The following is a 23,264-nucleotide window of genomic DNA, read 5'->3' on the forward strand; positions in this document are numbered from 1 at the left end:
TGAATGCTGATGTTACAACAATATAGAAAAATCATGGTTGCGGTCGACGGTTCTGAAGAAGCCGAATTAGCGTTTAAAAAAGCAGTAAACGTTGCTTTAAGAAATAACAGCGAGCTTTTATTAGCTCATGTCATTGACACACGATCTTTCCAAACTGTTTCATCCTTTGATGGCATGTTGGCAGAACAAGCAACAGAAATGGCCAAGCAAACACTAGCCGATTATGAGATGAAAGCTAAAAAAGCTGGATTACATCAAGTGACAACTGTGGTAGAATACGGTTCTCCAAAGCATATCATTGCTAAAGAAATCCCTGAAGACCATGAAGTGGACTTGATCCTTTTAGGTGCAACTGGACTCAACGCAGTCGAACGTCTATTTATCGGTTCTGTTTCAGAATACGTTATTCGCAATGCAGCATGTGATGTTCTAGTCGTACGTACAAACTTAGAAAATCAATTACCAAAAAAAGAAGATAAGTAATTATTTCATAAAAAGCATTGAGAAATAAAATTTCTCAATGCTTTTTATTAGTTAGATTCTGTCTTTGAACGTAGCATGAGCAATCTTTCTTTGCTATCTACTGTGCCTTCTGTAACAGGAGTAATTGATTCATACGACAAAGAATTGGTGATAATCACCATTACCGTATCATCATAGCCGGCTTGCTTGAGCTTTTGCTGATCAAATCTTCCCAACAACTGGCCTTTCTTTACCTTATCTCCTACCTGAAATTCTGTCGAAAACCCTTGACCATTTAATTCAACTGTATCAATACCGATATGGATCAAAATTTCTCCACCAGCATCTGTTTTCAACCCATAGGCATGTTTCGATTCATAAACAACAGTCAGTTCACCATCGGCTGGAGCAAATAAAAGTCCTTCCGTTGGTCTGATTGCTATTCCTTTCCCCATCATTTCTTGAGAAAACACAGGGTCATTTACTGCTTGCAGTGATATCAGTTCACCAGAAACAGGAGCGACGATTACTTCTTCTATCACACGTTCCTCCTCTTCTTTTGCATCACTCGGTACATCTGCTGTTTCCGGTTCTTCACTAGCAAGTAGGTATGCATGTTTTTTTCCATAAAGATATGTTGTAGTGAAACCAACGAGTAAACTGATCAGGATACCTATCATGAAAAAAGGAATCTGATTAGGCGTAATTGAAATAAAGCCGATGACGCTGGCGGGACCTAAAGCAATAGCAAGTACATGGAAAAAACCGATGAACATGGAGGAGATCCCGGCAGCAATCATTCCACAAATAAATGGAAACTTTAATTTTAGATTGACACCAAAAATTGCTGGCTCTGTAATTCCTAGTAAAGCAGAGATGCTAGCAGAAGTTGCTAAACTTTTTTGCTTTGTATTTTTAGTCAATAACATGATGGCAAGTGTTGCTGCCCCCTGTCCAACGTTTGCCATTGAAGCAACTGGGAAAATAAATGTTCCTCCCGTTCGAGCCACATCAGCCAATAAAGATGTTTCAATTGCTGGAAAACTTTGATGAAGACCAGTGATCACGATTGGTGAATAGAACAAACCAAAAATCCCTAAGCCGATTGCTCCAGTTGTTTGATACAACCAACTCAACCCTGCTGTTAAGCTGTCTCCGACTGCTTGCATCACTGGACCAACCACAACGAATGTCAAAAAACCTGTAATGATAATTGCTAACATCGGTGTAAATGTATAATCAAATGCATTAAGTAAACGTTTATGGAAAAATTTCTCTAAATTCGCCAAAATCCATGAAACAGCTAAAACTGGTAAGACCGATCCTTGGTAACCTGCTTGAGCAATGTTTAACCCAAAAATATTCCAATAAGGCATTGTTCCTTCTGCCACAGCATTTGCTACGCTGTACCCATTGACCAGCTCCGGCATCACCATCGCCATTGCCATTGCTGCTCCTAGATAAGGATTGCCACCAAATCTTCGCGTTGCTGAAAAACCTACTAGGATCGGAAGAAATGCAAATGGAGCAGAAGCCAGTAAATTAATAATGCTAGTCACATCTTTTAAATTAGGATACATCTCAATCACTGATTGTGGTCCGAATAGATCTTGTGCGGTCAAAACATTATTGATTGCCATCAATAACCCACCTGCGACTAAAGCAGGAACAATTGGTACGAAGATATCAGACAGTACTTTGATCAAGGACATAAAAGGATTCTGTTTCTTCCCTGATTGTGCTACCGCTTTCAAATCGTCAGTCGACGCTTCTTTTGTACCGGTCAGCTGGATAAGTTCGTCGTAAACGTTATTCACATCACCTGCGCCTATAATGATTTGGAATTGATGGTTTGCTTCAAAGGTTCCTTTTACTTCATCAATGGCATCTAGTGCCTTTTGATTCACTTTCGCTTGATCTTTTAATACTAAACGCAAACGAGTTGCACAATGTGCGGCAGCTTGGATATTATTTTCCCCTAGTGCGTCATTGATTTCTTTTGCCACTTTTTTATAATCCACTTTTTGTCCCCCCTATATAATCTAAGCATCAATTTTTTTGTAACCGTTATCCTAGCTTGAGTATGCCACGACACTTCACAATTGTCAAACGTTTATCAAAAATAAATCTTATCTTTTATAATAAATAACTAGAGAGAATGATGAAACAAACAACAATAATGATATACGTTTGACATTGATGCTGGTTCGAGCTATTCTATAATAGAATACGTTTACAAGGAGTCGTACTTATGAATAATAATTTTAAATGGACACGTCAACTACGTTATCAAGCTTATCAGGCGTGGCCTCAAGAGTATCAAACACTGTTAAAGGAACAAGTAGCTCATTCTCCTTGGCGTTTGGATTACCACATTCAACCACCTTCTGGTTTGTTGAACGACCCAAATGGTTTTTCTTTTTTCAACGGCAAATGGCACTTATTTTACCAAGCTTATCCGATGGGCACTGTTCATGGGCTAAAATCTTGGTACCACTTGACTTCGAAGAATTTAGTCGATTGGCAAGAGGAAGGATTGAAACTTCTACCCAGCACATCATATGATAGTCATGGCGTCTATTCCGGTTCAGCACTTCCGGTTAATGACAAATTATTTTTGGCCTATACAGGCAATGTCCGTGATGAAAATTGGGCACGCACTTCGTCTCAGTTGGGTGCATGGATGCAACCTAATGGCGAACTATCCAAATTAACCACCCCACTGATTTCTAAGCCCCCTTACGGCTATACACAAGAATTTCGAGATCCTCAAGTGATTTTTTATAAAGACGAATATTTGTTATTGTTGGGTGCACAAAATCAAAATAAACAAGGGGAAATTTTAGTTTACCGTAGTCCCGATCTAGACACTTGGTCTTACGCAGGTCCTTTACAATTTACGCAACAATCGATGGGATTTATGATCGAGTGTCCTAACTTAGTATTCATTGACGGAAAAGCGCTATTGCTCTTTTGTCCACAAGGCTTAGAACAGTCAATTTTGGAGTATCAAAATATATACCCGAATACTTACATCATCGGAGAAGCCTATGACATCGAAACGAATCAACTTACCCAACCTTCAACCCTTAAAAATCTTGACGAAGGCTTTGATCTTTATGCTACTCAAGCATTCAACGCTCCTGATGGTCGTGCCTTAGCAGTTAGTTGGATCGGGTTGCCTGAAATCAGTTATCCGACTGATCCATTTGGCTGGGCCCATTGTTTAAGTATCGTCAAAGAGTTGACGATCGAAAATGGGACACTCCATCAACGTCCTGTAAAAGAAATGAGTCAATTACGGATTGATCCGCCATGTTCTTTGAATCAATCAGTCTCACAGATAAATACCGAGCAAAATCGCTACGAAATCGACTTAGAGTTTAAAGAAAATCAAAGTGGAAAAATTCATTTATGTAGTGATCCCATGGGAAATAACGGATTGATCCTCTCTTTCGATCGCAGGCATGGTAAAATGAAAATAGATCGTAGCTTATCAGGAGAAGTATTTGCAGAAGATTATGGTGTCACAAGAGAATTTACAATTTCACAAGAACCTTTGTCTTTACAAATCTTTGTTGATATCTCTGTAGTCGAAATCTTTATCAATGACGGTAAACAAACGGCTACTGCCCGAATTTTCCCTTCAAGCGAACAGACCACACTCTTGATCGAATGTGACCATGCCTTCTCAGGAACGCTTTGGAAGTTACGTAAAATGAATGAATAGAGGGTAAGTTAAATGGTTGTTAAATTAACCGATGTAGCCAAAAAGGCTGGAGTCTCACCAACCACTGTATCACGTGTCATCAATAACTACGGCTCATTGAGCCAAAAAACAATCGATAAAGTAAATCAAGCAATGAAAGAATTGAATTATCAACCCAATTCATTGGCTCGTTCTCTTCAAGGAAAAAACACCCAATTGATTGGCTTGATTTTTCCTACAGTTGCCAACCCTTTCTTTGGTGAATTAGTCGAACAATTAGAAAGTAAGCTATTTGATTTAGGATACCGTTCAATATTATGCGATAGTGCAAACAATAAAGAAAAAGAACGAAACTACCTCAACATGTTAGCTGCAAACAAAGTAGATGGTATCCTTGCTGGAGCGCATAATCTGGGTATCCAAGAATACGAAAATATTGAACTACCCATTGTCTCCTTCGACCGCTATTTAGCAGAAGGCATTCCAATTATCAGTAGTGACAATTTACGCGGTGGATACTTAGCTACCGAAAACCTTTATTTAAAAGGTGCCAGAAACATTGCCATCCTAACTGGCTCCCAAGAATCAAATTCACCGACCAATCAACGATTGAATGGCTATTTGGCATTTATGGAAGAATTCCAGTTAGAGCCGCACGTGTTTCATTTTCATTCTACTGCCCGCTCAACTGCTTTAAAAAATTTAGAGATCAAACGGATTTTAGAAATGGAAAAAATTGATGCTTTATTTTGTACAGACGATTTAACTGCTATTTTAGCCTATAATCTCTGTCAAGAGTTGCATATTAAAATTCCTGAAGAAATAAAAATCATCGGGTATGATGGAACAAAAATGATTCAAAATTATTTCCCACAGCTCTCGACCATCGCACAACCAATTACAGATATCGCTGACATCTTAGTCGACCTAATGCTCCAACGGATCCAAGATCCAGAGAAACCACTTGAATCCAACTATGTGTTACCAGTGAAATTGATCCAAGGAAGCACGACATGAAACAATCAGCGATTTGAATGAAAGTATATCTTCTATTTTCCCATTACTAGAAGATATACTTTTCTTAGGCGTTGCTTCAGCTTCGTTCAGCTGATTTAAATTAGGCAAAAAACCAAAAAGAGCTGGACAATGTCCAACTCTTTTTTTAGAACCCTTATGTTAATCTGACTAATTTCTTAGCGTCATCCAAATTAACGCAAGCGTTCTACATCACGTGCAATCATTAATTCTTCATCTGTTGGGATGACTAATACTTTGACTTTTGAGTCTTTTGTTGAGATGTCTAACTCTTCACCACGTAATTTGTTCAATTCTGGATCGATTTCACAACCAAACCATGTCATACCTTTGATCACTTCGTTACGCACATGACCATCATTTTCTCCGATACCCGCAGTAAATACGATTGCGTCAACGCCGTTCATTGTTGTTACATAGCCACCAATATATTTACGGATACGGTCAACAAACACATCATAAGCCAAACGGATTTCTTCTTTATCGTAATTGTTTTCAAGGTCACGCATATCACTAGATAGATTTGTTAACCCTAAAAGACCAGATTTTTTGTTTAAGATATCAACCATTTCATTGATATCGATCGATAATTTTTCCATTAGATAAGGTAAGATCGCTGGATCGATATCACCAGAACGAGTACCCATCGTTACACCTGCTAATGGCGTGAAGCCCATTGATGTATCAACAGATTTACCACCGTCAACAGCAGTAATTGAAGCACCATTTCCTAAATGACAAGTAATGATTTTTAAGTCTTCGATTGGTTTACCTAACATGTCTGCCGCACGTTCAGAAACATAACGGTGACTTGTTCCGTGGAACCCATATTTTCTCACTTTAAAATCTTCGTAGTAAGCGATTGGTAAGCTGTACAAGTAATTGTGTTTCGGCATAGTCGCATGGAAAGACGTATCAAAGACAGCTACACTTTGGATATCTGGCAAAATTTTCTTAAATGCTTTGATTCCCATTAAGTTGGCAGGATTATGCAATGGCGCAAATTCTGCTAATTCTTGGATGCGTGCCATTACTTCTTCATCAATGACTACAGAGTCACCATAAGTTTCTCCACCGTGAACGACACGATGTCCGACACCTGTGATTTCATCATATGCGCCTAAAATATTTAATTCGATCAATTGATCTAATAACATTTTTACAGCAACTTCATGATCATCAATATCTAAGATTTGTTCAAATTTTTGGCCTTCACCATACTTGATTGTAAAAATTGAATCATTTAATCCAATTCTTTCAACGATTCCTTTAGCGACTACAGTTTCTTCTGGCATTTGGTATAACTGCCATTTTAAACTTGAACTTCCAGCATTGATTGCAATTGTTTTTGACATGTTACTCTCCTTTTTGGTAAATAGTTATAAGGAAGCTGATTTCCAGTTTTTAAATTCGTTAAAAAACTTCGTCACCTTCTCTGGTTCTTTTAGTGAATCAAGTTTAACAAGCAGTACTTCTTTGGTTTGTTTTGCTTGTTTGCCTTTTTTCTGTAAAATCAAAATACTTTTTTGTGATTGCTTATTTCGGAACAACTCATCCGGCAATTGGATCATACCTTGAAGATAGCCTTCTTCTTTAAACCATTTTTTAATGTACTCGCTTTGCTCTGTCTCCAAGAAATTGCTTGGCATCAAGAACAAACCGAAACCATCTGGCTTGACGTATTTCATTGCCTGTTCCAATAAAAGATGATGAGCATAACTGTGACCTTCTGTCGCGCTTGTCAAAAAGTCTTGCGCTTTTTGATCATTCGGATAAAAGCCGATTGGCAAGTCACTGATAGCGACATCGACTGGTTCGATCAATAAGTCTTGTAATCCATCTTGGTGAAAGTATTGAACACTCGCTTGCGTCAACTCACTTGTAGAAGCCGCGACAGACAGTAGTGTATCATCGATATCCACACCAAAACCTTCTGTATGGTATCCAGCAATGTTTAGGTTTAAAAGAACTGTTAATAACAAATTGCCCATTCCTGCTGAAATATCCAAGACACCGATTTTCTCTTTATGAATAGGGAATAGTTGTTCGATCAAGAAAACAAACAAGAAACCAATACTATCTGGTGTCAATTGATGGTTTGCTTGTAAGTGCTCCGTTTGACTTCCCTTTAACAAAAGCAACTGCGATAAACGACGCCACTCTTCCGGTTCAAATGATAATTCACTCAGTTTTTGATAAAGCTCTGAGATCTGTTGGGTTGTCTTTTCATTTGGTACACCATCTACTACACGTACTTGATAGTTGTCTCTTAAATTTTCGGCATTTTCAACATAAGCTTCTAAAAAAGAAGTTCCCAATGCGTTTTGTAAAAGCTGAATAGCTTCCAGGTTTTGCTCAAACCCTTGTTCCATTTTTTCTGGTAACATCGTGCGCCTCATTTCTAGATATATTATAACAATTATTTTACCTGTTTAATTCTAACGAACAATCGCTAAAATTTCAATCGTTTTCATCCTTTTTCTTTGTGAAATAGCGAACATTCAACACCTTCAAAACAGCTGTATTACAGAAAAGAACGGTTATTGCTTTGGAACTTCTTAATCTGTAGTATTATCTGTATCAATGACTCGCTCTGTAAATTCAAATCGGAAAGGTGAAACAGTTATTACTAGCTCCACTAGGTCCTGTTTGACTGTATACTGGACCGTGCCTACATTGTAATCATACTCCCCTTTGCCTTGCTCTTCCAACTGATTGGATTCCATCATAAACATTTGCTTGATGATCTTTGCTTGGTAATATTTTTTGATGCGTAAATAACTGTCTATTTTTAGACGATAACTTTCAAGTAATCCTTGCATGAAGAATATACATAATAGAAAAAGAGCCAAGGTCGAAAACAACACATTTCCTTTTAACCGCTTATGTTTTTTGCTTTGTCCAAATACCATACTTGTTATCTCCATTCATAAATTCAACATGCAGTAAAATCACTTGATCTTCTTCTTTGAATTGGACACGCTTAACACCTGTCAGCATAGGCTGATGGCCACCAGCAGTTCCACGTTTTCTGATCATTTGCTGATAGCCTTCTATGATGAACGTTTTCTCGTTTTCATAATATAAGCGATTCTCAATGATCGAAATACGTTGACTTGAAGCAAGTTCGTTTTCGAATTGAGCTAAGAAAATCAACCATTCTGTTTGTTCGTCTTTTTGAAAAAATGTATTCAACTTTTCGCTTTGTCGAATAAAGAGACCAAATGATAAAAGAATCGTATTTAGAATAAGTAATGCAATCAGACATTCAATCATTGTAAAAGCAGATACGTTATTTCTTCCGTTCAATGGCGATCACTTCATTTCCATCACTGATTGAAACTTTTCTTATTCTCTGGCTTTGCGTATCGATTACTGTAGTTCCTTGCTCCCACTCTGTTGGTCTTGTCGGCAACTCTCCATACCTACGATAGTTTCTCACGTCTTCATACAATGTCCTCAATAGAAGAATTTCTCGGTCTTTGGTTTGTTCTTGTTGGACCAAGAACAAATTACCAGAACTCATAATATAAATACTCATGGCTGTGATCATTAGCGCGGTTAATGATTCAAGCAGTACAAAGCTAGCTAGATTGGATTCTTTTGATATAGCGACCACCTCCTAGTTGGAATTGGTAAATGATTCTTTGTTTCTTTTCTGGCCAATAAAATTCATATGCCTTCAACGAGCTTTCGTTCCCTGTCTTCGCAGCATAAGTAATCGGTGCATGACGTTGGATGGTCAAAGCTTTAGGGATCGGCAACACTTGCCACTCCATTGATGAGTAAGGAGGCACCTCAAATAAAAGACTATGGTGCTTTGGATCATAATAAAAACGAGTAGCTTGTTGGTGGATAATAGCACTTTGTTGTACGAGATCGATTCTTTTTTCTAGCTGATCAAAAAAACGATGGATCGATTGTTCTTTTTCTAAAGAATGGAATGAGAGGACAGGAAAGATAAAGAAAGCAAGGGAGACAATCAAGACAATGATCGTTTCTGCTAAAGTGTAAGCTTCGGTGAGGTGTTGTTTAGTTTTTGCGATAAGCATCGGCATGTTCCTGTTTGATGTATCCTTCTCGTAACAGCTCATCAATACTTGGGATCTTTCCATCATTTTGTAATGCGTAAAGTTCACTTTGAGCATCAATCAATTGCATAACTGCTTCACGTCCTTCCTTGTTGACATGATCACGATAACGAGAAATATTTGGAACAAATAATAAAACCAATGCACTGATGACGAGTAAGACGATCAACATTTCAATCAGTGTAAAACCTTTTAGCCGAGCCATTCTTTTTCTATTCTTCATATTAGGACCTCCTCGATATTTCCATATACTGGCAATAAGATAGCCGCATAAATCAGTAAGATCAATGCAGCGATCCCTAAGAAAATGACTGGTTGGACCCAGTGCAACCAACGATGGATCTTTTGAAAAAATTCTTTACGTGTCAAATCACTGTAAAACAATAATTCTTTGCCTAAACTTCCTTTGGCTTCTCCTTGTAGTACGATTCGACTAAACTCGGTCGTCAAAAAACCGTATTGCTCAAATTGTTGCGCCAAAGGAATACCTAGTTCGAGTCCTTCCATTAATTGATACGCTAAAGACTGAACCAAACTTCCTTCTTTAGTTTCTTTCAAACAGCGAATAATTTGTTTCAAGTCGAGGCCTTCATAAAATAGTTTGCCTATTTCTAGTGCTAGATAAGCTGATTGATAGGAACGATAGATCTTTCCTATCATCCATTGCTTACTGATCCACTCACTTCTCTTGACAACTTCCCACTTTTTCAAGCGAAAAAAAATCATTGAACCACAAAAAATACTACTACCAACGGCACCTAAGAATAGCCAATGACTTGTTTGAAGCAATCGAATCCCCCAATGTGTCGTGGTGACCATGTCGGTCTGAAGCAATTGTGGCAAGACGAGCTCACGTAGACTGACTAAAATGCCGACTAAAAAGACCAACAATACCAGTGGATAGCTGATGACCTTTTTTAATTCTCTTCGAAATTGTTCAATCAATTGAAATTGTTCAGCGATGCCCTTTAAAGTTTCGACTAAATTTCCATGGACTTCTGCCAGTTCCACCTGTACGAGTTGCTCTTGCTTAAATCCCAATTGCTGAAGGACAAAATGAAAAGATTCGCCAGCTTGAAGATTTCTTTTAGCGAAATGGACATAAACTTGTGGTATCAGTTGCAGTAATTCCAATAAATCAATTGCTTGCTGTAAACTAAAGCCATTCAAGAGTAACTCACCGATCGTTTGGATAAAACGAGTTTGTTGTTTGTGATCCATCTTTTTAAAATGGATAGGATTGCCAAACATTTTTTTGTGCCTCTTCATAGCTAGCTCTCCATTCTTTTCTTTCGATTTCATTGTCAGAAAAACAATAAGACCACAATGCCGTCAGTTGTCCATTAAAATCAGGCAGCAACTCTTGATAGATAACGCCGGACAAACATTCGTCAAATCCATCGTTTCTCGTTAGTTCTTTCATCCTTGCCACAGTCCCCTTGAGATCTCGTGCATGGACGGTAGCAAATACACGATGGCCCGTCAACGCTGCCCGAATCGCTGCATCTGCTGTCTTTTTATCTCTGATTTCACCGACAATCAATAAATCAGGACGATGACGTAAGGCTAGTTTTAATAGCTGATCATAAGTCTGATCAATTTTTTCATTGACTTGTAACTGTAAAAACAATGGCTCTTCAATTTCTACTGGGTCCTCGATCGTGATTACTTGTTCCTCATTCCTACGAGCAAGGTGATACATCAAGGACGTTTTACCAGAACCGACCGGCCCACTAAACAAAAACAATCCACGGTTGTTCGTACTCCGCTCAATAACTTGCAAGTCTTTGGGGACAAAACAGCGAAAACTTTTTTCACTCAACGCATAGAGTATTCGGATGACTAAGCTCTCTCTTTGTAAATAATCACCTACGGACGAGAGTCTTAACCTTATCATTCGTTGATCCACTAAATAAGTCAGTGAGCCTAGTTGTGCTTTTCTTCTTTCACCGATATCCATTTGTCCCAGGTACTTAAAACTAGCGATCAATTGTTGTCCAATCTCAAGGGAGATCGATTTTTGGAATGTTCGTCTTTTACCTGTACGAAAATAAACCTTAAAATCTTCTACATATGGCAAAATATAGATATCTTGCACTTTATTTTTAGCTCCTCCATAAATGATCTCATTTGCTAAATCTTTTATCTTCATTTCTTTGCCCTCCAAGAAAATATACGTCTTTTTAAGATGAATCGTTTATTTTTACAAAATTTAATGAAAATCATAGGTTAAATCCGAATTTATGTTATACTAGTAAAAATTTATTTGGGGAGGTTTCAGAGTGGATTCGCACTTAAACAAACACATTGCAGTTGCAGGAAAAAAACAACCCGCTGATTTAGTTATCAAACATGCAAAAATCGTCAACGTCTTTACGAAAACAATCATGGAGGGTGATGTCGCTGTCTGCGACGGAAGAATCGTAGGTATTGGGGAATACGAAGGTACGACTATCTATGATGCAAAAGGACAGTATTTAGTTCCTGGTCTGATCGATGGTCATGTGCATATCGAAAGTTCTCTGTTAGCACCTAAGGAGTTTGCGAAAATCTCTCTATTACATGGTGTGACAACAGTAGTAACTGATCCTCACGAAATCGGTAATGTCGCCGGAAATCTGGGCCTTGAATTTATGCTGGCAGATGCAAGAGAGACACCAATGAATATATTCATCATGCTACCTTCATGTGTGCCTGTCACACCATTTGAAACAAGTGGCGCTGTCTTAGATGCAAAAGCACTTGCTCCTTTTCTTGAGTATCCTGAAGTACTTGGTCTAGCTGAAGTAATGAACTATCAGGCAGTCGCTTCAAATGAGCAAACGATTATCGATAAATTACAGCTGATGCATCAAAAGAACAAAAAAATCGATGGTCACGCCGCAGGAATAAACGGAGACGACTTAAACGTTTATTTAACTGCGGGCATTCGGACAGACCACGAAGCAACGACCGCCCAAGAAGCGGAGGAACGTTTAGCGCTAGGAATGTATTTGATGGTTCGAGAAGGAACCGTAGCAAAAGATCTCCAGGCACTCTTACCTGCTATCACACCAGACAATTCACGTCGCTGTTTATTCGTGACTGATGACAAATTGATCAATGATCTTGTAACAGAAGGTTCTATCGATCATATCGTCCGTGAAGCCATCTTGGCGGGCATGGACCCACTACAAGCCATCCAAATGGCTTCATTGAATGCGGCAGAATGTTTTGGTTTACAACATTTAGGGGCAGTTGCGCCAGGCTATCAGGCAGACTTTTTCTTAACAGATGACTTGAAAAAGTTGCCGATCAATACCGTGTTCCATCAAGGAGAAACGGTTGTGATAGATGGACAGTTGGTCCCTGAAGTTACAAAATTAAAAATTCAGCCAGCGATTGATGCATTACCAAAAATGACAGTTGCACCATTTGGTCCACACTCTTTGGAACTAGCTTTATCTTCACCAACCGCTCATGTCATCGAGATTATTCCAAATAGTTTGTTGACCAACGATTTATTGGAGCAAGTTCAAGTCGAACATGGTTCTTTCACTCCTTCAGTGGCAGATGATCAACTAAAGATTGCTGTCATCGAACGACATCATGCTACAGGAAATATTGGTTTAGGAATTGTCAAAGGATTCCAACTAAAAAGGGGGGCCTTAGCTACTACGGTGGCTCACGATTCACATAATATCGTCGTTGTAGGAACAAATGATGAAGATATGTGCTACGCTGCTGAACAATTAATCCAAAAAGGCGGCGGGATGATTGTTGTAGATCAACAAACTGAATTAGCTTGTTTACCATTACCTATTGGCGGTTTGATGTCACTCGAATCTTATGAAACAGTTAATCAGCAATTACTGAACTTGACTGACCAAGCGCATCATTTAGGCGCAAGTGAAGCATTCGATCCATTCTTGACACTTTCATTTTTAACGTTATCAGTTATTCCTGAATTGAAAATCACTGATATGGGGCTCTTTTCTTTTTCAAAATTTGACTTGATTCCCGTCTGTGATCAACAAGACTAAAAAAATAAAAAAAGAAGAGACAAGAACTTACAGTTCCTACTCTCTTCTTTTTTCTATTTGGTTTTGTCCACAAACTGTGCTTCCACACGATAGATCCGTTGTCCTCGAGAAGAAAACTTCTCTTCATATTCTGTCATGATATTGTCTTCAAAATCACTTTGATGTAAATCAAGCCAGACTTTTTTTAGACGCATCCCGTATTGTGAAAAACTAGCCAACGAATATTCAAACAATCCTTGATTATCTGTTTTGAAATGAATTTCGCCATTTGGTTTTAGGATCTCTTCGTCAACAGCTAAAAATGTACGATACGTCAAGCGCCGTTTTTCATGTCTCTTTTTAGGCCATGGATCTGAAAAATTCAAATAAATCTGATCGATCTCATTCTCTGAAAAGTACTCAGTCAAAGCAGAACCGTCCACGTGCAATAATCTTAAATTAGGTAATGGTTCCTCCAATACTTTATCTAAAGCAATAGACACGACACTTACTTGCATTTCGATCCCGATATAATTGATTTCTGGATGAGCTTTGGCCATCCCAGTAATAAACTGTCCTTTTCCCATGCCGATCTCAATATGGATTGGTTGATCATTGCCAAATAATTCTTTCCATTTTCCACGCCATTTTGTTGGCTCACTGATGACGATCTCTGGATGAGCGGCTAGCATTTCTGCTGCATTTGGTCGGTTGCGAACACGCATCTTTTTCTTCCTCTCTATTCCTACAAAAGATTGTTCCTTGTATTTCACTGAATTTATTGTAAACCGCTATTGGTATTACCCCTAAAAATAAAAAAATCAACTGAATATCCGAGCTTAACCACTAAAAATTCGTTTGAGTTGTAAAATCTCTTCATTCATTCGTCGATAATCTTCACGTTTGCAGTAGCGTGTGATTTCTTGTAATAGGTTCATCACCGCATACCAATGTAGTTTTTCTAAAATTTCATCTGTTGGTCGGATACCGTAGCTGATCAACCACTGATTCCAACTAGACAATGGCACGTAATTTCCTAAAATAGTCGCGATATCTACCGCTGGATCAGCGAACATGATTGAATCCCAATCAACTAAATATAAATAATTTTTACAGACTAACCAATTCCGATGATTGACATCTCCATGCACGACCGCTAATTTTTCCTTGTCTACCGAAGGAACTTGTTGGCACAAATAGCGATAAACGAGTTGTAAAAATTGATTGTTTTTTAAGCTGTCAGGCAAATCTTGTTCATAGTATTGTAGCATTTTCTGGGGTGTCAATACCCTACCACCAATTCGAGAAAGCATGGTTTTTAAAGACGTTGAATGATGTAGATGATAAAGTACATCAATGACATCATTTCTTTGGCCAATCTCATTAGGCGTCAACAAGCGGCCTTCCAGCCATTCTTGTGCGGTCAAGGTATCGCCATCTCCTGTTCGCTTAGTCCACACTAATTTAGGCGTAATGCCTTCACGAGAGAGTGCAGCGAGCATTGGCGTTGTGTTCCTCTTGATAAAAACTTTGTCTTTATCACGCATGCCTATGTATGTTTTTCCTGTGTCACCTTTGATGGGGCGTAACCGCCACTCTTGGTCTAACTGAAACTCCATCGCGCATTCTCCCGTCCTCTACTATATGTTTGCAGTATCTATTATTCTAGTCGCCCAAGTCTTGAACGTCAAGCACATATACGTTCTTTTTCTATGTTTTGCCTTCTAAAAAACCAACTTTTATCAAAATAAAAAAAGTCCCTAGTGATTTCTTCCTATTCATAAGGTTTAGTGCATCCTTTTTTGACCATGAAAAAGAATAGGAAAGTTCGAAAAAACATAAAGTAATTTCGGACTTCCCCACAATTCTTGTGATCTATTCTCGTAAAATAATAAAATTTTTCTGTTTGATTTCTCAAGGCTACTCCGCAATCTTCTTGATCCGCGATGGCACGTACCATTTGATCAAGAGTCCGTTGACAACAAGATAGACCAAGATAGGTAGCCATCTCTCATTTCCATCAAGAACAACAGTAGCAATCACTCCAAATAAAACAGCAACAAAAGTCAATAACCACGTCAAAAGACGTTGGAGTGCTTCACTTTTTTGACTCTCTGGGATAGGATACAATTGGACCAAGATCATATAGCGAAACTGACTATATAAAGGTAATAACTGAAAGCCAATCAAATATAGAAATAATGAACCAATACCTAAAGTAAAGTATAGATCGTTGATTCCGGCGATAATGATCGAGCCAATCACTGTCAAACGTACGTACAAGCCAATAAAGTCTGATCCTCTAGCAAAACGTCGAACAAATAAATAAAAATACGTGTTTTTCGTTTCTTTCTTGATTCCTTGTAACACCGGATCAAGATAACGGCGCCTTTTGACTTTTGCAGTGATCTCTGGCACATCTGTAAACAAATTAATGAACTGATAGATTTGGTGCAAACGTTGCTTTTCTAATTGGATCATTTTTTCCCAGTCCAAATGAGCGGATAGATTTCTCCATAAGAACCAATAATAGATCCCCGCTTGAACTGATGAAAGAATCAAGCCCAACCAAATATTCCCATAAAAAGAAAGAAGTAAGATACCAAATGACGAGACCCACCAACCATATTTAAACAGGTTTTTACGTGTTTCTTCCATACGATAAAAATCTGCTCGCTTCACTTGTAAATGACTAGACTTCAAACTCCATAGTATAAGCAGATAAACAAAAAACAGCGAAAATGGTTGTTGGGTTGAAACCACAACTAACGGCATCGCAAATCCACACACTAATCCTAGAAAAACCATAGGAAAAATACAAGAATAACGAAAAGCTCGTTGCAAATAGCCTTTCATTTCTTTTTCTTTGGGTAAAAGAAAAACTAAATCTGCCGGCTCCGCAAAAGTCGCGATTTTCCCAACGATCAAGCAAATCATCCAAATCAATGAGACGATGATACCTCCCATCGAAAAAGGAGCTTCAAGTGTTTTTAGCCAGTTAGAATAATAAAGGCCTAGACCCCCGATCAAAAATAAACAGACTAATACAAAATGGTCGTTGAATACATAGCGTAAATATTTCATCATTTTTTTATGATGTTTTGCTAGTCTTTTTTGAAAAAAATCATTCATAACCTTGCTCCTTCGTCAATGCGATGTAGATTTCATCTAGGGATGCTTCCGGCATTCGAAAAGCAGTTTGCAACTCTGCTAACGTGCCATCTGCTCTGATTTCTCCTTCATGAAGAACAACAAAACGGTCACAATATTTTTCAGCAGTGGCTAAAATATGCGTAGACATCAAAATACCCGATCCTTCATTTTTCATCTCTACCATTAATTCCAACAAAGCATTGATTGCCAACGGATCTAGCCCTAGAAAAGGTTCGTCAATGATATACAAAGATGGTTCAATCAAAAAAGCACACAAAATCATGACTTTTTGTTTCATCCCTTTTGAAAAATTCGCTGGAAACCATTCTAACCGATTGGACAAACGAAACGTGTGTAACAACTTTTCTGCCCGTTTCATCGCGATATCCATCGGAATGTTATAAGCCATCGCCGTTACTTCAATGTGTTCTTTTAACGTAAGTTCTTCATATAATGAAGGTGTTTCTGGAATATAACCAATTTGTTTACGATAATTTTCTACATCCTTTTTAAGGGATAATTGATTGATCTCGATTTTGCCTTTCGTTGGTTCAAGCAAACCGATAATATGTTTGATCGTTGTACTTTTTCCTGCTCCATTCAAACCAATCAACCCAACCATTTCTCCAGGTTGAACGTTAAAACTGATATCTTTCAAAACAGGTAAATGACCATAGCCACCTGTAACATGTTCGATTTTTAAACTCATATTTCTTCCTCCGTTATTATATTGTCTTCATTATACCACGAAGCAAATCACGTCCAATTATTTTTTACGTGCATTCTCATGAACTTATGTTAAAGTTGAGGTAACGAAATTTGAATAGAAGAAAGGTGTTTTTATATGGACAATTGTATTTTTTGTAAAATCATCAATCAAGAGATCCCTAGCTATAAAATCTATGAAGACGAGAAAATCTATGCGTTCTTAGATATCTCTCAATCAACTAAAGGACACACATTGATCATTCCTAAAGAACACGTAACTGATATCTTTGATTACAACGAGGAATTAGCCAGTGATGTCTTTGCCCGTATCCCAAAAATCGCTCGTTCCATCGAAAAAGCATTTCCGCAAATGGAAGGTTTAAATATTATCAATAATAATCGAGAACTAGCCTATCAAACCGTATTTCATTCCCATATCCATTTAATTCCGCGTTATAGTAAACAAGATGACTTCTCCATTCACTTTGGAAACCATCAAGCAGATTATACAACGGAAGAAATGACTGCTATCCAAGAAAAAATCAAAGAGCAGGTGACGATTCATGGTTAAAAATTTTCTAAAAGGATTAGTATTCGGTGCTGTTACTGGTGCAGCAGCAGGATTATTATTTGCACCACGTAGTGGAAATGAGACCAGAGAGAAATTGATTGCAGAATTAGATGAAGCAACTGAATTAACCAACGAATTAAATAACAGTTTAAATCATTTTAAACACGCGTTATCTGAAACAAAAAAAACAGCTGAAACTGTTATTCCAGCTTTTCAAGAATCAATCGAAAAAGACCTTGAAAATTTCAAATTCCAAGCAGAACCACGAGTTACACAAATCCAAGAACAAGTAGAAAAACTTTCGGCACATTTACCTGAAAGCTTGACAGACGTGCAATAATGATCAAAAATCAAGCACTTTTGATAACTATATGTCTTTTTCATGTACCTAGATGTATGGAATGTGACAAAAATTTGAATTTTGTTTGAAACTATCAGTCAGAACGTTTTTATTCGCTCATAGATATGGTATAGTAATATTTGTGAAAACCAATAATAAATTACAGGAGTGCAAAACTTAAATGAAAAAGAAAAAAATAATTTTAGCTGCGACAAGTGCGTTAGCTATTCTAACACTAGCAGCTTGTTCTGGTGGCGGGGATACAAACAAGGATATCGTAACCATGAAAGGCGGCACAATCACCGTTGCTGATTTTTATGAAAAAGCAAAATCTGAATCCGCTAACCAACAATTACTTCAACAAATGGTGATCTATGATGTATTCAATAGCAAATACAATGATAAAGTTTCAGATAAAGAAGTAGATGCTGAATATAATAAAACAAAAGAAACTTATGGTGACAGCTTCGAGACACAATTAGAATCTGCAGGATTTACAGAAGAAAGCTACAAAGAATTCCTTCGTAATAATCTTGTCTTTAAAGCTGGGATCGAATCTCATGTGAAATTGACAGATGAAGACTTGAAGAAAACGTGGGAAACATTCCATCCAGAAGTAGAAGCACAAATCATTAAAGTTGCCAGTGAAGACGAAGCAAAAGAAGTTAAGAAATCAGCTGATGACGGCAAAGATTTCGAAGAACTAGCGAAAGAAAAATCAACAGATACAACTAAAGACGATGGTGGTAATATCAAGTTTGATTCAGAAACACAAACTGTTCCATCTGAAGTAAAAGAAGCTGCTTTCAAACTTAAAGACGGTGAGATCTCAGATGTGATCACTGCAACAAATCCTTCTACTTATGCAACAGAATACTATGTCGTTAAAATGGTGAAAAACCAAGATAAAGGAAATGACATGGATAAATTCAAAGATCAATTAGAAGAAATTGCGACTCAAGCAAAAGTGAATGACAGCGAATTTACAACAAAAGTAATCGGTGAAGAACTAAAAGAAGCGAATGTAAAAATCAAAGATGACGCATTCCAAAACATCTTGACACCATTTACTTCAGCTACAACAAGTACATCTTCAACTGAAGACTCAGCAACAGAAAGCTCAGAAACAAAGAGTTCTGAAACAAAATCAACTGATTCTACTGAAGCATCAGAAACAGAGCAAAGCACGACTGAATCAACAAACGAATAAGCATTGCTCAGCTCTCAGCAATGAAACAAGCATAATAGCCAAATAGGTTGTGAGACAAGCACGAGCAAAAAAGCCGAAAATGATCTTTCATTTTTTCGGCTTTTTTGTTTATTTCCAATAAAAATACTTCTGATATACTATTCATTCAGATACAGGTACTTTGAATTCATTTCCCCTTGATGATATTTATTAAAAGTCTTAACTGAGTCGTTTAATAATGTTTATTTGAAAAATTATATAGAGTCAGTAAATTCAACTTCCTCTCCTGTTTGTAACTCAAGGATTTTTTTTGTCAAGTTGGTCCAATCGATCACTCTCGGTGGGTCTAGCCATACTACTACACTAGTCGAAAGACTATCATATACATCATTCATATTAGTGATCACAATATCTGCCTGATGGTAGAGATTGGGATCAATGATCACCACATTTAAATTAACATACATAGCTAGGTTCTTTTTGATGAACGCATTATAAAGTTCTCCATAAGAAAAATCGATTGCAATTTTGATTGGTACTTTTAAGTGTTCCACTGGAATCACATGGATCAGTAGCATCAAGTAATTAAAAAAAAGAATGCTTTTATTTTTCGAGAAGGCACTAAACTCATGCGCGATATGTTTTGTATGTTCGAGTAAAAAAAGATAGAATTCTGGATAGGTTTGATAAAAAAAATGCGTATCGATTTCTATTTTATTAAACTTTTCTATTGGGTAATATTTACTAGTGAAATGGATTCTTGCAAGACCTTCTGATAATTTATTTTTTATGTCATTTGTTAGTCGGGTGAATCTCTTTTCAAATTTATTGATAAATGTATGATTTAATACTTGGATTTGACTATCTTTATTGCGATTGACATAACTGTCGTCTAGTTTATTATAAATATACAACCAAGATAAAAGATAATACGTATAACTGAACGATTCCAAAGACAGTGCTTCTTTGAACATCACTATTTTTTGTTCATTGAAAAAATGAATGATTTCATCTGCTATATTCAACTCTTCTCTCCTATTTTCAATCATTCCAAGTGCTAAGTAATGAAAAAGTTTTTGCTTTTCATAGTTAGAGAACACGAAATCTTGTTGCAATAAATCAATCAATCGCTCGACTTCGTTTATCAACTTTTTATCATAGATATCTATAAAATCTAGATTGATCAATAAAAATAAGTGATATAAAAAAAACAAACTGTTTTTTCTATCTCCACTCATCTTACCTTTTTCAATAATGATGTTGTACATAGCCAATTCATGTTGTAGTCTTTTCATTGTTTTGTATGCAACAGAATAGCTCACATGGTGCTCGTCCATAAAATCTTCTAGAGTAGTAAAATCCCTTTTAAAAATTAAAATAAGCAACGTGGTTGATAAAGATTGTTGGATATACTTCGAAAAAATATAATTACTTGTATAGTCACCGTTGATTTCCAAAATAATTTCTACATTTTCAATCGATAATTTGAAGCTCTCAGTGAGACCCCAGTTGTCAATGTCACTATTCAAATTTTCGATTGTCTTTTTTACTAAAAAAGAAGACAAATTCAATTCTTCTTGCAACTTTGTGAACGATTCAGACAAAGTGACACTCTTTTCCAGATACTTTAGCAAATCATAGCTTCTTCTATCTTCTTTACTTAGTAAAAATCCATAATCCATTAGTAATCAACTCTTTCTTCCATAAATTGCTGTACCTACTAATCCACTGACAAGATCTAAATAAAAATTAGCGGTATGTCTTCCTCCTCCCCCGCTTAGTTCATCATTCATGATTGCTTCTACCGCCTGGCCATCAAATAAATCTTCCGACAAATAAAATCTTTCACGCCTTAAAGGATTCCTTTCTTGTCTGGTTCTGCTTAACGCTCCTTTCTCTTCTCCCACCTCTTGCGTTTTGGTTTCTTCAGGTTCAGCCATTGCCTCTACACTTTCTTCAGACACTTCAGAAATCTCCACTTCTTCAATCAAACTAGAATCTTCTATAAGATGCACGTTATCTAAAGGTTCAATTTGTTGACTAGGATCAGCAGGATTATAAATTGGATTTTGATTTTCATCCGCATAGACACTCGTCTTTACTTGAAAAAGTGATAAGAGCAATGTACTCCATAACAAAATGTTTTTATATCTCTTCATCGTCATTCACACATATTGCCAAAGCGCATAGTTCCCTATTATGAGGAAAAGCAGAATGATCAGAATAGGAACTACACTATATTTCACAATACTCTTTCTTATTATTTTTACATCCTGAGTTTCATTGACATACTCTACTCGTTTTTCTTGTTTCTCTTCAAGTAATCTAGCGGTGATAACCACTCTTTTATCTGTAAGTGTCGGTTGATCACAAGTAATTACTGTCAATTGAGGATGGTCAGTATTTTCTAATACACTCAGATCTGTCTCCATCACTATTTTATTTTCAACGACTTGATAGTATAAGGACTCTGACAAATACCTCACATGAATAAGATCATTTACTTCAAGATTTTTCACATTTCCTAATAAAACTTCTGCCATTCCTAAATGATGCCCAAATAACAATAAATTTTCACTTTTAGGTTTTCTTTCTGGATACATCATTCCTGCGCCAAAAAGCATCTGCTCATTGTTCAATCCAGCAAAAATTGGAACATGGATTTTTTGGCTAGGAATAACTATTTCTCCGATTGCAGTACCGATATTGTCTGAGCTAGCAGCTAGATAGCTTTCTAATGTAGGTAAATAAATGACTTCATCTGATTCTTGAAGGGGTAATTCGGAAGAGATTTCTATTCTTGCCAGTTGAAGTTTCATCAATGTCACCGTATTTTTTATTACAGGAAATGAAACCAAACTAATTCCTATTACAAAGAGCAGATGGATCACCAATTTAATCTTCTTTTTCCTCATTTTTCTTTTTTCTCCAAATCAACCAAAGAATCAACAAGACAACTAATACTAAAAGTAATACTCCAATTAAAAGATAGATCCATGTGTGGTCTTCTGGGATCGTCACGTCTTTTGCATTTAACTCTCTTGCAACTTGTCGGTCAATTGTAAATTCTTTTTCAAGTTCCCAATAATTTTTATATTTGATTGGTTCATTCTCTGTTTCTCTGATAAATTCGCCTTCTTCATCCTCATTCGCAAAAATAGTTGCTATGATTCGATAGTCACCTGGTTCTAAGGCAGCACCATTCAATGATGTCGGGAAAGCAAAACGGGTATTAGGTGCAATCTGCAATCTTTCCTTATTTTCCTCATATAAAACGGCATCGCTCCCTTTTTTTGTGATTTTGGTTTGGATATTCACTTGATTGATATATGTTTTTTGATCATTTTGCAGCGTAGATAAAATAACATTTCTTGCATTGATCTGCCCTGGTTCAACTTCATGGAGTACTAAATTAGGCGCTACTTCATTTTCAGTTTGTCTCATCAATAACGCAACAACATAGGAATATTCATTTTTTATGGACAATCCTTGTTCATTATTCTCGTTTTGCTCATTCTCGCTTATTTCTTTGAATGTGATCCCTCCTGCTAAAACACCATCGAATGCTGTCTTTGGCATAGTGACTTGGAAAACTATTGTTTCATTACTATTTGGTGCGAGCGTCACTGTCTCTGGATACGTCACATGATCTTCCAGATCAATCATCAAACTATCATCTTTTTCAATCAAATTTTCACCATATTCAACGACTACATTTGAATTGGTGGTTGCACTTTTTAAAGAAATACCGATTTTTACTTCGTTATCTGTATCATTTCTTAAATCAACTGACAATTCTTCTCTCTGTTCTGGATCAAGTTTTATATCAAAGTATGTGATATTTTTATCGATTTGACTGTTTGGTGGTGTCGTGGTGACAGCAAAATTGAACTCACTTGCTGACACTGTCACATTGAACAAGAAAGTACTTAAAATAAATAATAGCATCCTAAATAATTTTAGTTTTCTTTTCACTGTATTTGCTCCTTTACGTATGTAAGGTTT

At 37.0% G+C, this 23,264-nt stretch carries 25 protein-coding genes; 7 read left to right on the plus strand and 18 right to left on the minus strand.

Annotated elements, in window-relative coordinates:
- Positions 1–9 precede the first annotated feature (9 nt).
- Positions 10–483 (plus strand): universal stress protein, encoded by a 474-nt coding sequence (locus tag IGJ39_RS12205; RefSeq protein WP_010734215.1) that lies wholly within the window; start codon positions 10–12, stop codon positions 481–483.
- Positions 484–530: 47 nt separating this feature from the next.
- On the opposite strand, the gene IGJ39_RS12210 is transcribed toward IGJ39_RS12205, so the two are convergent.
- A complete protein-coding gene (locus tag IGJ39_RS12210; protein ID WP_195339036.1) occupies positions 531–2,483 on the minus strand; it encodes a sucrose-specific PTS transporter subunit IIBC in 1,953 nt (650 codons plus the stop codon).
- A gap of 230 nt (positions 2,484–2,713) precedes the next feature.
- Here IGJ39_RS12210 and IGJ39_RS12215 point away from each other — a divergent pair, with 230 nt between their 5' ends.
- Positions 2,714–4,192, plus strand: coding sequence for a sucrose-6-phosphate hydrolase (locus IGJ39_RS12215; RefSeq protein WP_019724193.1), 1,479 nt, complete (start codon positions 2,714–2,716; stop codon positions 4,190–4,192).
- 12 nt (positions 4,193–4,204) lie between these two features.
- The gene (locus IGJ39_RS12220) at positions 4,205–5,188 is read left to right on the plus strand and encodes a LacI family DNA-binding transcriptional regulator (protein ID WP_019724192.1); all 984 of its coding nucleotides are present in this window, start codon (positions 4,205–4,207) and stop codon (positions 5,186–5,188) included.
- A 191-nt stretch (positions 5,189–5,379) separates the two neighbouring features.
- Here IGJ39_RS12220 and IGJ39_RS12225 read toward each other — a convergent pair whose 3' ends face one another.
- From IGJ39_RS12225 to comGA, 9 genes are all read right to left on the minus strand, one after another.
- Entirely contained in the window at positions 5,380–6,561 is a 1,182-nt protein-coding gene (locus IGJ39_RS12225; RefSeq protein WP_062806107.1) for an acetate/propionate family kinase, read from the minus strand.
- Between the two features lie 24 nt (positions 6,562–6,585).
- A complete protein-coding gene (locus IGJ39_RS12230; protein WP_065096629.1) occupies positions 6,586–7,593 on the minus strand; it encodes a class I SAM-dependent methyltransferase in 1,008 nt (335 codons plus the stop codon).
- Between the two features lie 171 nt (positions 7,594–7,764).
- Complete coding sequence (gene comGG, locus IGJ39_RS12235; protein WP_019722632.1) at positions 7,765–8,118, minus strand: competence type IV pilus minor pilin ComGG; 354 nt, start codon at positions 8,116–8,118, stop codon at positions 7,765–7,767.
- Complete coding sequence (gene comGF, locus IGJ39_RS12240) at positions 8,090–8,515, minus strand: competence type IV pilus minor pilin ComGF (protein WP_019722631.1); 426 nt, start codon at positions 8,513–8,515, stop codon at positions 8,090–8,092. Before comGF ends, comGG begins: the two co-directional genes overlap by 29 nt.
- Positions 8,499–8,825: a hypothetical protein gene (locus IGJ39_RS12245; RefSeq protein WP_438764851.1), complete on the minus strand. Its 327-nt coding sequence runs from the start codon at positions 8,823–8,825 to the stop codon at positions 8,499–8,501. The genes comGF and IGJ39_RS12245 overlap by 17 nt, the downstream gene beginning before the upstream one ends.
- Complete coding sequence (gene comGD / locus IGJ39_RS12250; RefSeq protein ID WP_081308343.1) at positions 8,791–9,258, minus strand: competence type IV pilus minor pilin ComGD; 468 nt, start codon at positions 9,256–9,258, stop codon at positions 8,791–8,793. Before comGD ends, IGJ39_RS12245 begins: the two co-directional genes overlap by 35 nt.
- Positions 9,239–9,520, minus strand: a complete 282-nt coding sequence (gene comGC / locus IGJ39_RS12255; RefSeq protein WP_066025824.1) for a competence type IV pilus major pilin ComGC — start codon at positions 9,518–9,520, stop codon at positions 9,239–9,241. Before comGC ends, comGD begins: the two co-directional genes overlap by 20 nt.
- On the minus strand, positions 9,517–10,566 hold the full coding sequence (comGB, locus tag IGJ39_RS12260; protein WP_438764854.1) for a competence type IV pilus assembly protein ComGB: 1,050 nt from the start codon (positions 10,564–10,566) through the stop codon (positions 9,517–9,519). The genes comGC and comGB overlap by 4 nt, the downstream gene beginning before the upstream one ends.
- The gene (gene comGA, locus IGJ39_RS12265) at positions 10,523–11,449 is read right to left on the minus strand and encodes a competence type IV pilus ATPase ComGA (RefSeq protein ID WP_019722626.1); all 927 of its coding nucleotides are present in this window, start codon (positions 11,447–11,449) and stop codon (positions 10,523–10,525) included. The genes comGB and comGA overlap by 44 nt, the downstream gene beginning before the upstream one ends.
- A 130-nt stretch (positions 11,450–11,579) precedes the next feature.
- Here comGA and ade point away from each other — a divergent pair, with 130 nt between their 5' ends.
- Positions 11,580–13,319, plus strand: coding sequence for an adenine deaminase (gene ade / locus IGJ39_RS12270; RefSeq protein WP_066025822.1), 1,740 nt, complete (start codon positions 11,580–11,582; stop codon positions 13,317–13,319).
- 53 nt (positions 13,320–13,372) lie between these two features.
- Here ade and trmB read toward each other — a convergent pair whose 3' ends face one another.
- The 4 genes from trmB to IGJ39_RS12290 all read right to left on the minus strand — a co-directional run bounded on the left by trmB (position 13,373) and on the right by IGJ39_RS12290 (position 17,160).
- Entirely contained in the window at positions 13,373–14,023 is a 651-nt protein-coding gene (gene trmB, locus IGJ39_RS12275; RefSeq protein ID WP_010734194.1) for a tRNA (guanosine(46)-N7)-methyltransferase TrmB, read from the minus strand.
- Between the two features lie 114 nt (positions 14,024–14,137).
- On the minus strand, positions 14,138–14,917 hold the full coding sequence (locus IGJ39_RS12280) for a phosphotransferase family protein (protein WP_066025820.1): 780 nt from the start codon (positions 14,915–14,917) through the stop codon (positions 14,138–14,140).
- Between the two features lie 301 nt (positions 14,918–15,218).
- Positions 15,219–16,430 (minus strand): ABC transporter permease, encoded by a 1,212-nt coding sequence (locus IGJ39_RS12285; RefSeq protein ID WP_066025819.1) that lies wholly within the window; start codon positions 16,428–16,430, stop codon positions 15,219–15,221.
- Positions 16,423–17,160 carry an ABC transporter ATP-binding protein gene (locus tag IGJ39_RS12290; protein WP_010734191.1) on the minus strand — a complete coding sequence of 246 codons (738 nt, stop codon included), beginning with the start codon at positions 17,158–17,160 and terminating at the stop codon, positions 16,423–16,425. The genes IGJ39_RS12285 and IGJ39_RS12290 overlap by 8 nt, the downstream gene beginning before the upstream one ends.
- A 135-nt stretch (positions 17,161–17,295) precedes the next feature.
- Here IGJ39_RS12290 and IGJ39_RS12295 point away from each other — a divergent pair, with 135 nt between their 5' ends.
- The 3 genes from IGJ39_RS12295 to IGJ39_RS12305 all read left to right on the plus strand — a co-directional run bounded on the left by IGJ39_RS12295 (position 17,296) and on the right by IGJ39_RS12305 (position 19,280).
- Positions 17,296–17,730, plus strand: coding sequence for an HIT family protein (locus tag IGJ39_RS12295; protein ID WP_438764857.1), 435 nt, complete (start codon positions 17,296–17,298; stop codon positions 17,728–17,730).
- Positions 17,723–18,070, plus strand: coding sequence for a YtxH domain-containing protein (locus tag IGJ39_RS12300; RefSeq protein ID WP_019722620.1), 348 nt, complete (start codon positions 17,723–17,725; stop codon positions 18,068–18,070). Before IGJ39_RS12295 ends, IGJ39_RS12300 begins: the two co-directional genes overlap by 8 nt.
- Positions 18,071–18,251: 181 nt before the next feature.
- Complete coding sequence (locus IGJ39_RS12305; RefSeq protein WP_010734188.1) at positions 18,252–19,280, plus strand: peptidylprolyl isomerase; 1,029 nt, start codon at positions 18,252–18,254, stop codon at positions 19,278–19,280.
- A gap of 233 nt (positions 19,281–19,513) precedes the next feature.
- Here IGJ39_RS12305 and IGJ39_RS12310 read toward each other — a convergent pair whose 3' ends face one another.
- Genes IGJ39_RS12310 through IGJ39_RS12325 form a run of 4 tightly spaced genes read right to left on the minus strand, consistent with a single transcriptional unit; the run spans position 19,514 to position 23,207 of the window.
- Positions 19,514–20,941 (minus strand): helix-turn-helix domain-containing protein, encoded by a 1,428-nt coding sequence (locus tag IGJ39_RS12310; protein WP_438764860.1) that lies wholly within the window; start codon positions 20,939–20,941, stop codon positions 19,514–19,516.
- A 6-nt stretch (positions 20,942–20,947) separates the two neighbouring features.
- Positions 20,948–21,418 carry a hypothetical protein gene (locus tag IGJ39_RS12315; RefSeq protein ID WP_438764862.1) on the minus strand — a complete coding sequence of 157 codons (471 nt, stop codon included), beginning with the start codon at positions 21,416–21,418 and terminating at the stop codon, positions 20,948–20,950.
- A gap of 6 nt (positions 21,419–21,424) precedes the next feature.
- Positions 21,425–22,174, minus strand: a complete 750-nt coding sequence (locus IGJ39_RS12320) for a class A sortase (protein ID WP_438764864.1) — start codon at positions 22,172–22,174, stop codon at positions 21,425–21,427.
- Positions 22,155–23,207 (minus strand): DUF916 and DUF3324 domain-containing protein, encoded by a 1,053-nt coding sequence (locus tag IGJ39_RS12325; protein ID WP_438765044.1) that lies wholly within the window; start codon positions 23,205–23,207, stop codon positions 22,155–22,157. The genes IGJ39_RS12320 and IGJ39_RS12325 overlap by 20 nt, the downstream gene beginning before the upstream one ends.
- Between the last annotated feature and the right edge of the window lie 57 nt (positions 23,208–23,264).

The organism is Enterococcus sp. AZ140 (assembly GCF_051714405.1).
Taxonomy (GTDB): domain Bacteria; phylum Bacillota; class Bacilli; order Lactobacillales; family Enterococcaceae; genus Enterococcus_B; species Enterococcus_B pernyi.

Excerpts from the sequence above, each read along its gene's own strand:
- comGC (WP_066025824.1), bottom strand. The coding sequence starts at position 9,520 with ATGAAGAATAGAAAAAGAATGGCTCGGCTAAAAGGTTTTACACTGATT.
- comGG (WP_019722632.1), bottom strand. The coding sequence starts at position 8,118 with ATGGTATTTGGACAAAGCAAAAAACATAAGCGGTTAAAAGGAAATGTG.
- IGJ39_RS12215 (WP_019724193.1), top strand. The coding sequence starts at position 2,714 with ATGAATAATAATTTTAAATGGACACGTCAACTACGTTATCAAGCTTAT.
- comGA (WP_019722626.1), bottom strand. The coding sequence starts at position 11,449 with ATGAAGATAAAAGATTTAGCAAATGAGATCATTTATGGAGGAGCTAAA.
- comGD (WP_081308343.1), bottom strand. The coding sequence starts at position 9,258 with ATGCTTATCGCAAAAACTAAACAACACCTCACCGAAGCTTACACTTTA.
- IGJ39_RS12280 (WP_066025820.1), bottom strand. The coding sequence starts at position 14,917 with ATGGAGTTTCAGTTAGACCAAGAGTGGCGGTTACGCCCCATCAAAGGT.
- IGJ39_RS12305 (WP_010734188.1), top strand. The coding sequence starts at position 18,252 with ATGAAAAAGAAAAAAATAATTTTAGCTGCGACAAGTGCGTTAGCTATT.
- IGJ39_RS12295 (WP_438764857.1), top strand. The coding sequence starts at position 17,296 with ATGGACAATTGTATTTTTTGTAAAATCATCAATCAAGAGATCCCTAGC.
- IGJ39_RS12290 (WP_010734191.1), bottom strand. The coding sequence starts at position 17,160 with ATGAGTTTAAAAATCGAACATGTTACAGGTGGCTATGGTCATTTACCT.
- IGJ39_RS12300 (WP_019722620.1), top strand. The coding sequence starts at position 17,723 with ATGGTTAAAAATTTTCTAAAAGGATTAGTATTCGGTGCTGTTACTGGT.
- IGJ39_RS12315 (WP_438764862.1), bottom strand. The coding sequence starts at position 21,418 with ATGAAGAGATATAAAAACATTTTGTTATGGAGTACATTGCTCTTATCA.
- trmB (WP_010734194.1), bottom strand. The coding sequence starts at position 14,023 with ATGCGTGTTCGCAACCGACCAAATGCAGCAGAAATGCTAGCCGCTCAT.
- IGJ39_RS12230 (WP_065096629.1), bottom strand. The coding sequence starts at position 7,593 with ATGTTACCAGAAAAAATGGAACAAGGGTTTGAGCAAAACCTGGAAGCT.
- IGJ39_RS12220 (WP_019724192.1), top strand. The coding sequence starts at position 4,205 with ATGGTTGTTAAATTAACCGATGTAGCCAAAAAGGCTGGAGTCTCACCA.
- IGJ39_RS12320 (WP_438764864.1), bottom strand. The coding sequence starts at position 22,174 with ATGAGGAAAAAGAAGATTAAATTGGTGATCCATCTGCTCTTTGTAATA.
- IGJ39_RS12325 (WP_438765044.1), bottom strand. The coding sequence starts at position 23,207 with ATGCTATTATTTATTTTAAGTACTTTCTTGTTCAATGTGACAGTGTCA.
- comGB (WP_438764854.1), bottom strand. The coding sequence starts at position 10,566 with ATGAAGAGGCACAAAAAAATGTTTGGCAATCCTATCCATTTTAAAAAG.
- IGJ39_RS12225 (WP_062806107.1), bottom strand. The coding sequence starts at position 6,561 with ATGTCAAAAACAATTGCAATCAATGCTGGAAGTTCAAGTTTAAAATGG.
- IGJ39_RS12310 (WP_438764860.1), bottom strand. The coding sequence starts at position 20,941 with ATGGATTATGGATTTTTACTAAGTAAAGAAGATAGAAGAAGCTATGAT.
- IGJ39_RS12205 (WP_010734215.1), top strand. The coding sequence starts at position 10 with ATGTTACAACAATATAGAAAAATCATGGTTGCGGTCGACGGTTCTGAA.
- IGJ39_RS12285 (WP_066025819.1), bottom strand. The coding sequence starts at position 16,430 with ATGAATGATTTTTTTCAAAAAAGACTAGCAAAACATCATAAAAAAATG.